This is a genomic window from Desulfobotulus sapovorans DSM 2055, assembly GCF_059569355.1.
The window spans coordinates 130373-145701 of the sequence record NZ_JCANVJ010000005.1; the positions used below are offsets into that span (position 1 = coordinate 130373).

Annotated in this window: 11 protein-coding genes; 5 read left to right on the forward strand and 6 right to left on the reverse strand. The window is 57.3% G+C overall.

The window, feature by feature from the left end:
• Nucleotides 1-10: 10 nt before the first annotated feature.
• The 5 genes from carB to BR04_RS06355 all read right to left on the reverse strand — a co-directional run bounded on the left by carB (nt 11) and on the right by BR04_RS06355 (nt 9793).
• On the reverse strand, nt 11-3238 hold the full coding sequence (gene carB, locus BR04_RS06335; protein ID WP_496355160.1) for a carbamoyl-phosphate synthase large subunit: 3228 nt from the start codon (nt 3236-3238) through the stop codon (nt 11-13).
• Nucleotides 3239-3290: 52 nt separating this feature from the next.
• Nucleotides 3291-4433 carry a glutamine-hydrolyzing carbamoyl-phosphate synthase small subunit gene (gene carA / locus BR04_RS06340; protein WP_496355161.1) on the reverse strand — a complete coding sequence of 381 codons (1143 nt, stop codon included), beginning with the start codon at nt 4431-4433 and terminating at the stop codon, nt 3291-3293.
• Between the two features lie 291 nt (nt 4434-4724).
• Nucleotides 4725-7055, reverse strand: a complete 2331-nt coding sequence (locus BR04_RS06345) for an FAD-dependent oxidoreductase (RefSeq protein WP_496355162.1) — start codon at nt 7053-7055, stop codon at nt 4725-4727.
• A gap of 9 nt (nt 7056-7064) precedes the next feature.
• A complete protein-coding gene (locus BR04_RS06350) occupies nt 7065-8699 on the reverse strand; it encodes a glutamate synthase-related protein (RefSeq protein WP_496355163.1) in 1635 nt (544 codons plus the stop codon).
• Nucleotides 8663-9793, reverse strand: a complete 1131-nt coding sequence (locus tag BR04_RS06355) for a class II glutamine amidotransferase domain-containing protein (protein WP_496355164.1) — start codon at nt 9791-9793, stop codon at nt 8663-8665. The genes BR04_RS06350 and BR04_RS06355 overlap by 37 nt, the downstream gene beginning before the upstream one ends.
• A 15-nt stretch (nt 9794-9808) precedes the next feature.
• On the opposite strand from BR04_RS06355, the gene BR04_RS06360 reads away from it, so the two are divergent.
• Nucleotides 9809-10144 (forward strand): hypothetical protein, encoded by a 336-nt coding sequence (locus BR04_RS06360; protein ID WP_496355165.1) that lies wholly within the window; start codon nt 9809-9811, stop codon nt 10142-10144.
• A 63-nt stretch (nt 10145-10207) separates the two neighbouring features.
• Here BR04_RS06360 and ubiE read toward each other — a convergent pair whose 3' ends face one another.
• Nucleotides 10208-10909 (reverse strand): bifunctional demethylmenaquinone methyltransferase/2-methoxy-6-polyprenyl-1,4-benzoquinol methylase UbiE, encoded by a 702-nt coding sequence (ubiE, locus tag BR04_RS06365; protein ID WP_496355166.1) that lies wholly within the window; start codon nt 10907-10909, stop codon nt 10208-10210.
• A 222-nt stretch (nt 10910-11131) separates the two neighbouring features.
• On the opposite strand from ubiE, the gene dnaJ reads away from it, so the two are divergent.
• From dnaJ to BR04_RS06385, 4 genes are all read left to right on the forward strand, one after another.
• Entirely contained in the window at nt 11132-12229 is a 1098-nt protein-coding gene (gene dnaJ / locus BR04_RS06370) for a molecular chaperone DnaJ (protein WP_496355167.1), read from the forward strand.
• Nucleotide 12230: 1 nt separating this feature from the next.
• Nucleotides 12231-12632 carry a 6-carboxytetrahydropterin synthase QueD gene (gene queD, locus BR04_RS06375; RefSeq protein ID WP_496355168.1) on the forward strand — a complete coding sequence of 134 codons (402 nt, stop codon included), beginning with the start codon at nt 12231-12233 and terminating at the stop codon, nt 12630-12632.
• 203 nt (nt 12633-12835) lie between these two features.
• Nucleotides 12836-14275: an aminotransferase-like domain-containing protein gene (locus BR04_RS06380; protein WP_496355169.1), complete on the forward strand. Its 1440-nt coding sequence runs from the start codon at nt 12836-12838 to the stop codon at nt 14273-14275.
• Nucleotides 14276-14346: 71 nt separating this feature from the next.
• Complete coding sequence (locus BR04_RS06385; RefSeq protein WP_496355170.1) at nt 14347-15294, forward strand: DMT family transporter; 948 nt, start codon at nt 14347-14349, stop codon at nt 15292-15294.
• The last annotated feature ends 35 nt before the right edge of the window (nt 15295-15329 follow it).

Here is a 15329-nt window from a genome sequence, read left to right on the forward strand (position 1 = left end):
GCATTTTTCCTTATTGATGATAATCCTGCAGGGCGCGGACATCCGGCGCTCCCTGCTGCAAGACCGTTACGGCATGGCGGATGGAGCGTGCGCCTGCCATGGTGGTGGTATAGGGCACCTTGAACTGGAGGGCCGCTCTGCGGATCTGGTAGCCGTCCTCCTGAATACGGGTGTCGTTGCTGGCCGTGTTCACAATGAGCTGAATTTCTCCGTTCTTGATGGCGTCCACCACATGGGGTCTGCCGATGGAAACCTTTTTGATCATGCGGTTTTCCACGCCATTTTCCTTGAACCAGGCGGAGGTTCCACGGGTGGCGGTGATGGAGAAGCCTAAAGAGGCAAATTCTTTGGCAAGCTTTAAAGCCGCAGGCTTGTCCGCATCCTTCACACTGATGAAGACACAGCCCGAAGAGGGAATTTTCTGCCCCACACCGAACATGGCCTTGGCAAAGGCCATGCCGAGATCCCTGTCCATCCCCATGACCTCACCCGTGGATTTCATTTCAGGGCCGAGCAGGGTGTCCACCTCGGGGAAGCGGTCAAAGGGCAGCACCACTTCCTTGACGGAATAATGGACGGGAATCACCTCTTTCGTAAAGCCGATATCGCTCAGTTTTTCTCCCAGCATCACCCGTGTGGCGAGCTTGGCCAGGGGGACACCCGTGGCCTTGCTCACAAAGGGAATGGTGCGCGAAGCCCTGGGGTTTACCTCCAGAACATAGAGATCCTCTCCCTGAATGGCATACTGCACGTTCATGAGTCCCACCACCTTCAGCTCTTTCGCCATGGCCTTGGTGGCGAGGGTCACCTCTTCGATCATGGCGGCGCTGATGCTGTAGGGAGGCAGCACGCAGGCCGAGTCTCCGGAATGCACACCCGCTTCTTCGATATGCTCCATGATGCCGCCGATAACGGTCATGTCACCATCGCAGAGGGCATCCACATCCAGCTCCACCGCGTCGGAGACAAATTTGTCGATGAGTACGGGATGGCCGGGGGAGGCCTCCATGGCCATGCGGGCAAAGGAGAGCAGGGCCTCATCATCATATACGATTTTCATGGCCCTGCCGCCCAGTACATAGGAGGGCCGCACCACAACGGGATAGCCGATGGTATGGGCCACTTTCAGGGCGGCTTCAGGAGACGTGGCCGTGCCGTTGGGCGGCTGCCGCAGACCGAGCTTGTGCAGCATGGCCTGGAAAAGTTCCCGGTCTTCGGCCCGGTCGATGCTTTCCGGCTGGGTGCCGAGGATGGGCACGCCTTCGGCATGGAGGGCTGCGGAAAGGTTGAGGGGGGTCTGACCGCCGAACTGCACGATAACCCCGTCGGGTTTTTCCTTGGCAATGATGTGCAGTACGTCTTCCCGGGTGAGGGGCTCAAAATAGAGCTTGTCCGAGGTGTCGTAGTCCGTGGAGACGGTCTCCGGGTTGGAGTTCACCATGATGGATTCCACTCCCAGCTCCCGCAGGGCAAAGGCCGCATGGACGCAGCAGTAGTCGAACTCAATGCCCTGCCCGATGCGGTTGGGGCCTCCGCCCAGGATCATGACCTTTTTTTTCTCTGAAATCCGGGCTTCGCATTCCGTCTCCCAGGTAGAATAATAATAGGGTGTGGCGGCCCGGAATTCTGCGGCACAGGTGTCCACCAGTTTGTATACCGGTGCAAGGCCCAGGGCTTTGCGTTTTTCTGAGATCTCCTTTTCCTTCACGCCCGTCAGCCAGGCGATCTGTACGTCGGAAAAGCCCATTTCCTTGGCCTGAAGGAGCAGTGCCCTGTCCATGGCGGAACCTGCGCTGCGGATTTCTCCTTCAAAGGAAACCAGCTGACGGATCTGATGAAGAAACCAGGGATCAATGGCGGTCAGTTCATGGATGGCCTCCACACTCATTTTCTGACGGAAGGCTTCCCGGATGAAGAAAAGGCGACGGGAGTTGGGGGTGGAGAGCTTGTGATAAAGTTCGGCCTGACTGGGATTTCTGCCTTCAAGGTCTTCCATGTCCCGGCCATCGGCACCGAGGCCGAAACGGCCGATCTCAAGGCTTCTCAGGGCTTTCTGCAACGCTTCCTTGAAGGTGCGGCCGATGGACATGGTTTCCCCGACGCTCTTCATCGCCGTTGAGAGCACGTCCGGGCTTTCCGGGAATTTCTCAAAGGTCCAGCGGGGAATTTTGACCACACAGTAGTCCAGGCTGGGTTCAAAGGCGGCGAGGGTTTCGCCGGTGATGTCGTTTTTCAGCTCATCCAGGGTGTAGCCCACGGCCAGCTTGGCCGCGATTTTGGCAATGGGATAGCCCGTTGCCTTGGAGGCCAGGGCCGAGCTGCGGGACACCCTGGGGTTCATCTCCACGATGATCATGTCCCCGTTTTCCGGGTTCACGGCAAACTGCACGTTGGAGCCACCCGTGTCCACGCCGATTTCCCGGATGATGGCAATGGCCGCATCCCGCATGACCTGGTATTCCCGGTCGGACAGGGTCTGGGCCGGCGCCACGGTGATGGAGTCCCCCGTGTGCACGCCCATGGGGTCGATGTTTTCAATGGAGCAGATGATGACCACGTTGTCGGCCCTGTCCCGCACCACCTCCAGCTCGTATTCCTTCCATCCGAGAACGGATTCCTCGAGCATGACCTGGGTGATGTGGCTGGCATCCAGCCCCGCCTTGGCGATCTTTTCCAGCTCTTCCATGTGGTAGGCCACGCCCCCGCCCGTACCGCCCAGGGTGAAGCTCGGACGCACGATGATGGGAAAGCCGATTTCCTCTCCGATGCGGCGCACCTCGTCCAGGGTGTGGGCAAAGCCGCTTCGGGGGATACGCAGGCCGATTTTGTTCATGGCATCCCGGAAACGTTCCCGGTCTTCGGCCTTTTCAATGGCCTCTATGGAGGCACCGATCATCTCTACCTTGTATTTTTCGAGAACGCCCATGCGGGCAAGGCTTAAGGCGGTGTTGAGTCCGGTCTGTCCGCCCAGGGTGGGCAGGATGGCATCCGGTCTTTCCTTTTCGATGATGCGGGCCACGGCATCGGGGGTTACAGGCTCGATATAGGTGCGATCCGCTGTGTCCGGATCTGTCATGATGGTGGCGGGGTTGGAGTTCACCAGCACCACCTCGTAGCCTTCTTCCCGCAGGGCCTTGCAGGCCTGGGTGCCGGAGTAGTCAAATTCGCAGGCCTGGCTGATGATGATGGGGCCTGCGCCGATGATCATGATTTTATGGATATCCGTCCTTCTGGGCATGGAAGTCTTCTCCGTTTTCATAAAAGGGGGCAGACCCCTTCAGTTGATTGTTTTACCGTTGTTTCCATTCCGTAACCATCTCAAAAAAATCCCTGAAGAGATAGTGGGCATCATGGGGACCGGGGGAGGCTTCGGGATGGTACTGCACCGTGAAAACGGGAAGATGGTTGTGGCGGAAGCCTTCCAGGGTACCATCATTGAGATTCACATGGGTGATCGTGACCAGAGAAGGATCCAGGGTGGTGAGATCCACGGCAAAGCCATGGTTCTGGCTGGTGATTTCAATACGGCCTGTGGCTTCGTTGCGTACGGGCTGGTTGCCGCCCCTGTGGCCGAATTTGAGCTTGAAGGTTTTGCCGCCCATGGCCAGCCCCAGAAGCTGGTTGCCGAGGCAGATGCCGAAGATGGGTTTAAAGCCCAGCAGTTCCCGGATGGTGGAGACGGCATAGGTGACGGGTTCAGGGTCTCCGGGGCCGTTGGAAAGAAAGATGCCGTCGGGATTCAGGGCTTTCACCGTGGCGGCGGAAGTGTCTGCGGGCAGTACCAGCACCTCAAAGCCTGCGGTGTCCAGAGAACGGAGAATATTGTATTTTACCCCAAAATCAAAGGCCACCACGGTATGGGCCTTGTTGTTTTTCCAGAGAGCGGTATCCAGATTTTTTCCGGGAGGGATGGAGATGCGCCGCCCGTCCCGCCAGAAATAGGGCATCTGGGTGGAAACTTCCCTGGCAAGATCCTGGCCGGCCATGGAAGGCAGGGCACGGGCCTTTTCCACGAGAAGACTGGCGTCACTTTCCTTTGTGGAGAGGACGGCCCGCATGGCGCCTTTTTCCCGCAGATGCCGGGTCAGGGCACGGGTATCCAGCCCTTCAATGCCCATTACGCCCTGGGATTTCAGGTAGGCCGCCAGAGAGGACGTGGCGCGGTGGTTGCTGTAAAAATCCTGGTACTCCTTGACAATGAGGGCCGATACCTGAATGCGGTCGGACTCCACGTCTTCGGGGTTCACGCCATAATTGCCCATGAGCGGGCAGGTCATGGTAACCATCTGTCCTCTGTAGGAAGGGTCTGTGAGAACTTCCTGGTATCCGGTCATACTGGTATTGAATACCACTTCGCCGCCGATCTCGCCCGCACCTGTAAAGCTTTTACAGGCAAAGACGCGGCCATCTTCCAGGGCCAGCAGTGCTTTCATGGAACCCCCTTGCGTGGAAACGGCGCACTGTTTCCCTGAAGGAAAAAGGCGCCATTGTTCACAGAAAAAGTATTTTTGGGCAGAAAGGATCATGCCATAAAGAAAAACCTAACATGGTTAGCACCAAAAAATATCTGTGTAAAGTATGGAATTCTGGTGTCTTGAAAATAATTTTACCTGTCACGCAAAGACCGGGGCAAAAACGGTTCAGGCGTTTCGGGTTTGCGCAGGAGCTGGCATGAGACCCGGGGCTTTGCGTGAGCAGGTATTTTTTTTGGACTTTCTGCCTGGTTATCCCATGGGGGTATTGGGATGCAGATCCCAGACGCCACAGGGGCAGGCACCGGCACAGAATCCGCAGCCAATGCAGGTGTCAGCGTTCACGATATAGGAAAAGGCGCCCTTTCCCTCCTCTTTTCTGGAGATGGCACCTCTGGGGCAGACCGCCACACAGATGCCGCAGTCCCGGCAGTTGCCGCAGGAGGCACACTGGGAGCCGCAGCCGCCCAGATCTTCCTTGGGCCCGATGCGGGGATCGAAGTACTCCAGATGCACCCTCTCCAGTTTGAGGATTTCCCGGGAATCCATTTCCGGAAGCCGGCCTTCGGTCATGTCGCAGATGGCCTGGGCCGCCTTGCGGCCTGCACCGATGGCATCGGTAATCAGTCCCTGGCCCACCATGTCGCCGATGGCAAAAATCCTCGGATCCGTGGTCTGACCATATTCATTGACCGTCACCCGCCCCTTTTCCACCACCACACTCTCCGGCAGAAAATCCAGTACCGGAACATCGCCGATGGCGGCCACAATGGTGTCCGCAGGAATCAGTTCCCCGTCTTCCAGCAGCACGCCTTTCTGGGTGAAGGCCCGTGTGAAGCAGGGCCAGCGGAATACGGCACCGGCCTTTTCCGCCTCTTCCCGTTCCACACCAAAGGCGGCAGGCTTCTGGATGTCGATGAGGGTAATGCTTTCCGCTCCCAGTCTTTTGGCTTCCGTGGCCACGTCACAGCCCACATTGCCCGCACCGATAATCACCACGGTTTTTCCGGGACGGATGCTGTTGGCCTTGGCCTTTTCCAGAAACTCCAGGGAGGAGATCTGGCGCTCCCCGCCGTCCACAGGAAGAAGCCTCGGTCTGGACGCGCCCGTTGCAAGAATCACATAATCATGATCCGCCCGGAGCCGTTCCACATCCTTGCGGGTGAGATCCTGCTTGATGTGGATATGGGGCAGCACCGATGCGGCCCGTTTCAGTTCCTTGGCCAGCACCTCTTTGGGAATGCGGGACTCGGGAATCACGGAGCGCATTTTGCCACCCAGCTCCTTGCTCTGATCCAGCACCACCACATCGTGCCCTTTGACCCGAAGCTGCCAGGCCACGGAAATACCCGCAGGCCCCCCACCGATGACGGCGATCTTTTTCCCGGAAAGGGGCGGAAAAACGGGCAGGCTTGCGGCAATGGAGGCCCTGCCCAGGGGCCGGACATCCACAGGCGCCATGAGGGCGCTGCCCCGTGTGCAGGCTCCCATGCAGGGATTGGGACAGAGATAGCCGCAGACCGTGGCGGGAAAGGGGGTGTAGCTCAGGGCCATGTTCACCGCCTCGTCCATGCGGCCTTCCCGGATGAGCTGCCAGCGCTGCTGCACGGGAATGCCCGTGGGGCAGGTGCCTTCGCAGGGAGCCTTGAATTTCCGGTTTTCCCAGACCGGAACAAAGCGGCGCAGTATACCGGTGGTGATCAGGGGAATGGGGCTCATGTCGAGATCGGTGAGATCGCCGATCAGCCCCCCTTTGCCCAGCTCGCTGTCCCAGATGCCGGATCTGAAATCCGCCATGGAGCGGCGGGAAAGCTCCCGTTTTTCCATGGGAGAGCGGGCCGTGAGGCACTGCCAGTCTTCCCGTATGGCCAGCTTGTCGTAGAGTTCGGGTTTCTGGATCTTCAGGAGAAAATCGGAAAGGCCCTTTTTAAGCCAGAGCCAGTCTTCGTCCTCAATCACCGCCATGCGGGCGTCGGCCTGACTGAAGCCCGCCATGGGGCCCCGGAAAAAGACCTGACCGCCCACCATGCCCACAAGGGGTCTGTGGCCGAGAATGTTGCCCGCATTCTGGGGCTGCCATCCGCAGATCACGGCCCTGCCGCCTGCCATGAATTCCCCGAAAAAATCGCCTGCGGAACCCAGCACCCAGAGTTCCGGCGGGGCAAAGCGGGGGTTGCGTTTGGTCATGGTCATGCTGCGGGAACCTACGGAACCCGCCACCCAGACCTTGCCCTGGGCCATGCCGTTGCAGGTGCCGTTGCCCGCGTTCCCGTGGATGAGAATGCTGGCTCCGGCATTGAGCCAGCCCGTATCCTCGGAGGCCGGTCCCATGACCTCAATCTCTGTGTTGGGATAGCCGAGGCTGCCCAGGCGCTGGCCCGGTGTGCCCTTTACCCGGATGTGGACGGTTTCCTTTGCTTTCCAGAGCCTGCCGCCGATGCCGTGCTGGCCTGCGGCCCGGATGTCGAGCCTGCGGATACCCGCCTCAACGGCTTCCTGGACATGCTCTTCCAGCAGCCGGGATTCGATACGGATGCCGTCGGCATCCTTGCCTTCTATGATGAGCGTTTTGGGTTTCTGCATGGTTTTCTCCTACACCACATACCGGATGCCGAGGCGTTCGGCAGCATGGAAGTCGTTGATACCCAGGGCGTCGGACATGCCGATGGGCAGGGAGGTGGAGCGGCCCAGGGGTGCCAGGATCTTGCGCAGTTCCATGTCAAAGGCCAGATACAGATCCACCACCCGTTCGGCTACCTTTTCCGCATCCAGCCTGCGGTAGATTCTCGGATCCTGGGAGGCAATGCCCTTGGGACAGAGACCGATGTTGCAGATGTTGCAGCGATCCTGTTCGGATCCGAGGCAGCCTGCGGCGGCCTGCATGATGTATTTGCCCGTCTGGACACCGGAAGCACCCAGCATGATGAGGGCCGCCGCATTGGCGGCAAGGTTGCCGTTCTTGCCCACACCACCTCCGGCAAAGAGGGGGATTTCGTTCTGTTTGCCCACCTTCACCAGGTTGAGATAGCAGTCCCGGACATTGGAGGCGATGGGATGGCCCATGTGGTTCATGGACACGTTGTAGGCGGCTCCGGTGCCGCCGTCTTCCCCGTCGATGGCAAGACCCGCCGCATAGGGGTTGCGGGTGAGGTTGTTCAGTACGGCAAGGCTCGTCGAGGTGGCGGAGATCTTGGGATAGACCGGTACCCGGAAGCCCCAGGCCATGCTCATGCTCTGGATCATCTTGGCCACGGATTCCTCGATGGAATACTGGGTCTGATGGGTGGGCGGGCTGGGCAGGCTCACCCGTTCGGGAACCCCCCGGATGGCGGCGATGAGCTTGTTCACCTTGTGCCACATGAGCAGCCCCCCGTCACCGGGCTTGGCGCCCTGGCCGTACTTGATCTCGATGGCGCAGGGATCCTCCTTCATTTCCGGAATGGCATGGATGATCTCATCCCAGCCGAAGTAGCCGGAGGCGATCTGAAGGATCACATATTTGAGAAAGCGGGAGCGGAGCAGCCGGGGCGGACAGCCGCCTTCGCCCGTACACATGCGGACAGGCATGCCCAGCTCCTCGTTGAGGTAGGCCACCCCCATCTGAAGTCCCTCCCACATGGGCGGTGACAGGGCACCGAAGCTCATGCCGCCGATGACCAGAGGGTAGATTTCCCGTACGGGCGGCATCCATCCATGTTCTCTCTGGTGTTTCAGCGCCTGCTGCGGTTCCAGCACCCGGCCCAGCAGGGTGTTCAGCTCAAAGGTGTGGCGACCGGCATCCAGCGCCGGGTCTGTGAGCATGGAGATGCGGATGAATTTGATCTGATCGAGAAGCCCTGCGGGATCGTTGCGCCGACCGCCCCGGCTTCTCGGCTGGCCTCCCTGGTTGATGTGAAAGCGCAGCTTGTCTCCGCCTTCATTGCGTTCGGGGAGGATGGCATCATTGGGACAGACCATGGAACACATGGCGCAGCCCACACAGGCATAGGCCGGGCTGGTACGCTGGCGGATGCCGTAGCGGATGGTCTGGGAAGAAGCGGGTTTTTCCGTAAGGCCAAGGCCTGCGGTGATTTCCCGTTTACGGAAAATGCCCATTTCAATGGCGTTGACCGGGCAGACAGCGGTGCAGCTGCCGCAGAGGGTGCACTTGTCCTGATCCCAGCGGATCTGCCAGGGGAGATCCGCAATGCTTAAGCTTGACGGGAGAATCTGTCCGTTTGCCGACATACCGAAACCTCCTTGCGATCCGGGCCCACCATGGCCATATCGAGGTGCATGGGTTGAAAATCCTTGGTTTTGTCCCGATCCGGGATCACCGCGTCCAGGCCGCAGACTTCCGAGGAAAAGGCCCAGATACCGGGTTTGCCGCCCACAATGCCGGGGCGGAGCTTCTTGCTGTCCTGGGCCATGAAGAGGGTGCCGTCCGGCAGGTTGCCGATGACGCAGTTGGGCCCGTCAATGATGAGTTTGCGGCAGCTCTGCTTGAGTACCCGCAGCAGTTTTGCATTGGGATGCTTGTCCATGGCCGCATCGGGAAGGGGGGTGATGATGTGTTTGTAGGCATCCAGGGGCAGGTTCAGAAATTTTTCCATATAATGCAGGATATGGACAAAAACCTCGGAATCTGACTGGAAGCCCATGTAGCCCTCAAAGCCCCGGGATTCGAGAAACTCCTTTACGGGAATGAAGGCCGTGTTCTCCCCGTTGGTCATGGTGGCAAAGCCTTCCAGGAAAAAGGGATGGCAGGCGTAAAGGTTGATGGCATAGTTGGTGTTCTGCCGTCCCTGGGCCAGGATGATGCGGGCCGTGATGCCGTGGCGGTCGAGATCGAGATACCGGCCTACGGTGAGGGGATCTCCGATCTCCTTGATCATGATGACATCGGGCCAGAAGGAAAAGACGATCATATCGCCTTCGGCCTCGCCCATCTGCCGGAGGCGGAGGCGGGTTTCCATGAGGCGGCGGTGTTTTTCCGTCTCGGAGAGATTTTCCCAGGTGCTGGGATAATCATAGGCCCGGATGAGATAGATATCCCGCTTCGGGGTGCCCGCAGGCGGGGTGGCGGGAAGCCGGATGCCCATGCGGTATTTGGTCATGAACCCGATGTCCATCATCAGGGCATCAAGTTTTTTCAGTCCTGCATCCGTGAAAATACCTGAAAGAATGGGTGCGCCTTTAACGGCGGCAAGGGGTCCTCCGAGATCCCGGAGGAACAGTCCCACGCCGGAACCGTCGTGTCCTTCCCGCATGGTGTCCAGGGCTTCCAGGGCCTTCATGGGAGAAAGGGGGGTGTCACTGGTTATGGCAAATAAACGGCACATATGGGGGTCTCCTTCATGAAAAAGGCTTTGTGGCCTGTCGCTTCTCCAGGCCTTGCCTGGTTTCTGGCGATATTGCATGAACGGTGCCAAAACCTTGCTCTGGTTTATTTTTATGATTTTATTTTAATAAAAACAAGTTTTTATATGAAAGATTCGGATCTGAATGTCCGTTTTTTCAGGAAAGATAAAGCGGCCTTTTTTGCAAAAAACGCTGTTTTTGTGATATCGGCTACAAAAATGTTATTTCTTGAAACATGTGCCGGACAGGAGCAGGGTGCTGGGGCGATGAAGACAGCAAGGGGACGGGTGGATGCACGAACCCGAACGGCGCAAAGGCTTAGACTCTTTTAAGGTCTGTCCCTGGGGCGTTCGGGTTTTTTTAAGGGAAGCAACAGAATTTCCGGGGCTCAGGGTTCAGGCTTTTTTCCCGGTATACAGGGTGGCCACCCCCAGAGTCAGGGCCTTGTAGCTGACACTTTTGAAGCCTGTTTCCTCCAGAATCCGTGAGAAGGCAGCGGGTCGGGGAAAGGCGAGAACCGAGTCCGGCAGGTAACGATAGGCGAAATTACTGGAAAAAAGCCCCCCGATAAAAGGGAGAAGGGTCTGAAAGTACAGAAGATAGAGCCTGCGGAGGAAACCTTCCGGCGGGGTGGCCAGTTCCAGAACCGCCAGACGGCCACCGGGTTTCAGGCAACGGAAAAATTCCTGAAGGGCCTTTTCCCTGTCCTGAATGTTGCGGATGCCAAAGGCAATGGTGATGGCGTCAAATGTCCCCTCCCCGAAGGGAAGCGCCAGGGCATTCCCGGCCTGTAGCATGATGGAGGCCTCCATGCCTGCGGCGCGGATTTTTTCCCGGCCGATCTCCAGCATTTTTTCTGAAAAATCCAGGCCCGTCACCCGGGCATCGGAATGCTGGCGCAGCACTTCCATGGCCACATCCGCCGTACCGCAGGCCACATCCAGTACCTGCCCTTTCCTGGGAAGGGCGAGGGCATGAACGGTTTTGCGTCGCCACAGGGTATCCTGACGCAGACTTAAAAGCCGGTTCAGAAAATCATATCGGGGGGCAATGGTATCGAACATGCTCTGGACAAAGGGAATTTCTTTCTTTTTCATTGACAAGACCGCCATGCGTATTAGTTTGGGCATCGTTATCGGGTGTGGAAGGCTGTACGGTAAAAATAAGGATGGTTTGTCTGTCTGTCCTTACAGCAGATGCAGCCCGGGCCTGTACAAAAATACGTGAAAAGCTGAAGATTCAGCACCTAGCATATTCCATGGGGATATGCAAAACAAACATACCTGGGCCTTTGGCCCGGCCTGACGAGCGGGTAAATGATGGCGGAAAAACGAGATTATTACGAGGTTCTCGGGGTGAGCCGGGAGGCGGATGCGGATACCATTAAAAAGAGCTACCGCAAACTGGCCATGAAATATCATCCGGACAAAAATCCGGGGGACAAGGAAGCCGAAGACCGTTTCAAGGAGGCCTCGGAGGCCTATGCCGTGCTTTCCGATCTGGAAAAACGGAAAATTTATGACCAGTATGGTCATAAGGGTCTTGAAAACACAGGGTTTTCCGGCGCAGGTGGGTTTGACGACATCTTCTCCAATTTTGGGGATATTTTCGAGGAATTTTTTGGCTTCGGGGGACGCAGGGGCGGGGGCCAGCGCAGCCGCAGGGGATCGGATCTCCGCTATGACCTGGAAATCGAGTTTTCCGAAGCGGCCTTTGGGGCCGAGCGGGAGCTGGAATTTGAAAAGCTGGACAACTGCAAAGCCTGCGCCGGTGATGGCTGTGAGCCGGGATCCGGCCCCGAAGTCTGCCCGCATTGCCGGGGAACGGGCCAGTATGCCCAGACCCAGGGCTTTTTCACGGTACGCAGCACCTGTCCCTATTGCAAGGGGGCGGGAAAGATTATCCGGAATCCCTGTTCCAAATGCCATGGGCGTGGCCGTATTCCCACCAAAAAGACGGTTTCCGTACGGATTCCCGCAGGCGTGGACAATGGCTCGCGCCTGCGCCTTACGGGGGAGGGCGAACCTGGGCCTAACGGGGGAACCAACGGGGATCTTTATGTGTTCATTCATGTGAAAGACCATAAGTTTTTCCAGAGAGAAGGCAATGACGTTCTCTGTTTTGTGGACATTTCCATGGTGCAGGCGGCCCTTGGGGATACGATAACGGTGGAGACCCTGAAGGGTGAAAAAGAACTGGAAATCCCCAGGGGTGCCCAGTATGGAGATACCTTCCGCCTGAAAGGGGAGGGGATTCCCTCCCTGCGCACGGGACAGCGGGGAGACCAGATCATCCAGGTTCATGTGAAGACCCCCACCCATGTGAACAAAAAGCAGGAAAAGCTTTTACGGGAATTTGCCAAACTGGATGAGGAAAAGTTTACCAACAAGCTGAAAAACCTTTTTAAGGGCATCTAACATGTATGAGCTTCGGGTAATGGGGGATTTTGCGGCGGCCCACCAGTTGCGCAATGTGACGGAAAAATGTGAGAACCTTCATGGTCACAATTTTCAGGTGGAAGCTGCTGTGGTGGGAGAGGCGCTGAACGAAGCCGATGTCCTCCTGGATTTTGGCCTGCTGAAGACCTGGCTGCGGGAAATTCTTTCCTCTCTGGATCATTGTTTTTTAAACGACCATCCCGCTTTTGCGGGGAGCAATGCTTCTTCCGAGAAGCTTGCCAGATTCATTGCCGAAAATCTTCAGGAAAAACTCCTTTCCCATGATGGGGCGTTGCGGGTCAGGCGTATCCGGGTATGGGAATCTTCCAAGGCCAGCGCGGCCTACTATCCGGAGTGGTCAATGTCAGGCCTTGACGGCTGACCTCAGGCCCTTGTGTCAAGGTAAAAAACAAATCTGAAATATACGGCAGGGCGGGATCCTTAAAAGGACATCCTGCCCTGTTTTTTTGGGGGGCTGACCCTTTTGAGGTTTGACCTGTCTCCTGCCCTGAAAAAAACTGTACCCATTGAAAAAGAAAAAAACTGTATCTGTTTTTTTTCTGCCAAAGGCATAGGGTAGGGTTCATGAAAACGGAAACGCAGGATAAAAAATACCGTTACGAAGAAATCCATGAACGTATGGTGCGCATGGTGGCCAAGGGGGTGTACCGGCCTGGAGAGCGGGTGCCTTCCATACGGGAGACCAGCCGCAGCATGGGGGTCAGCCTGAATACGGTCAAGCAGGCCTATCTCCTGCTGGAGGATCAGCGTATTCTCGAATCCCGTCCCCAGTCCGGTTATTATGTGCGGCCAAGGGGCTTTGATCTGCCCCGCCAGCCCGCCTTTTCCGGGCCGGATCTGTCCCCTGCGGCCGTGCCTTCGGATCACATTGCCTCCCAGATCCTGCACCATGTATCCGATCCCCGCATGGTGCAGTTCGGAGCTGCCATTCCCGCAGAGGAGTGCATCCCTTCGGCAAAGCTTTCGGCCATAATGGCGGCCCAGTGCCGTAAAAGCAAAACCGAAAGCACGGCCTACGCCATGCCGCCGGGGAGTCTGAAGCTGCGGGTGCAGATTGCCCGCAGGCTCACCCTTGCAGGCTGCGACCTGGATCCTGAAGAAATTCTCATCACTTCCGGTGCCTGTGAGGCTGTCTTTCTGGCTCTCCGGGCTTTGTGCCGTCCCGGGGATACCCTCGCCATCGGATCTCCCATCTATTTCAATTTTCTGGAGATGTTCCGGGAGCTTTCGCTAAAAATTCTTGAAATTCCCTCCTCGCCGGAAACCGGGCTCTGCCTTCATACCCTGGAGAGGGGGTTGCAGACCCGTAAAATTGCCGCCTGTCTGGTGATTTCCAATTTCAACAACCCCCTTGGAGTCACCCTCACGGATGCGAAGAAGGCCGCACTTGTGGCCCTTCTTGCCCGCCATGGCGTTCCCCTTGTGGAGGATGACATCAACGGAGACCTTGCCTTTGCCACGACAAGGCCCTCGGTGGCCAAAGCCTGGGACAGGGAAGGGCGGGTGCTGCTCTGCGGCTCTTTTTCCAAAACTCTGGCTCCCGGATACCGGGTGGGATGGCTGGCCGCAGGCCAGTTTCGGGAAAAGGCGGCAAGACTCAAGATGATTTCCACTCTGGCCTCGGCCACCCCCACCCAGCTTGCGGTGGCGGAATTTCTTCATTCCGGGGGCTATGACCATCACCTGCGTCATATCCGTAAGCTTTACGCAAAAAAAACGGTGGACATGACCGAAGCCATCCTCCGTTACTTTCCTGACGGTACACGCATCACAAGGCCGGAGGGCGGGTTTACCCTCTGGGTGGAAATGCCGGAAGCCTGTGATGCCATGGTGCTTTATGAGAAGGCCCTGAGTGCCAAGATCAGCATTGCGCCGGGTACCCTTTTTTCCACCACAGACCATTACCGTCACTATGTGCGCCTCAATGCGGCGGCCTGGGCTGAAGAAAAGGCCTGGGCGGTGGAGTGTCTTGGCAGACTGGCGGCCTCCCTGAACAGCTCCTGAAAAGACCGTCACAGCTCAGGCCAGCGTCCGGAACCGTCTTTTTTTCCTATTTTTCTCTTTCGGAGTTCACCATGCGCAACATCCTTTTTTATGCCCTTACCGTTCTGATCTGGGGTTCTACCTGGATTGCCATCACCTTTCAGCTGGGTGACGTTGATCCCATGGTTTCCGTGGCCCTGCGTTTCACCCTGGCGGCCCTGATGCTGCTCACTTTCTGCGTCCTTGCCCGGATCAATCTGAAATTTTCCCTAAAGGCCCATCTGGCCATGGCTGTTCAGGGATTTTTTCTTTTTGCACTCAATTACTGGTGTTTTTATCGCTGTGAACTTTTCATCCCCAGCGGTCTTGCCGCCGTGCTCTTTTCCACCATTGTGCTGATGAATGTGGTGAATGCCGCCCTGTTTCTTAAAAACCGGGTGGATATGCAGGTGATCTGGGCCGGTGTCCTGGGCCTTTGCGGTATTGTACTGGTGTTTCGTCCGGAACTTCAGGCCTTTCACCTGTCGGACAAGGGCTTTGTCGGTGTTCTGCTCTGCCTTGCCGGTACCTGGCTGGCTTCCATCGGGAATATTCTTTCCGCCCGTAACCAGAAAAAGGGGCTGCCCATTCTTCAGACCAATGCCTTTGGCATGGCCTATGGGGGGCTGTTCATGCTGTTTCTTTCCCTTGTTTTGGGAAAAAACCTGATGCCGCCCCTCACGTTTTCCTATCTGGGAGCTTTGGGATATCTTGCGCTTTTTGGCTCCATCGTTGCCTTTGGCTGCTATCTCAGCCTTGTGGGCAGCATCGGCCCGGAGCGGGCGGCCTATGCCACCCTGCTTTTTCCCATTGTGGCCCTGTTTTTTTCCACCTTCTTTGAGGGCTATCAGTGGACGCTTTCCGCAGCCTGCGGTGTTGTCCTGATTCTCGGAGGGAATTTTCTCATGATGCGAAGAAAAAAACCGGAAAGCGCAGAAACTCCCGCAAGCCTCTCCCCGTCACTGCCGGAAACCGCTGTCCTGGAAAAACAGGCGGCATGATCCAGAGAGCAGCGTTTTTCCGGTTCTGACATCCG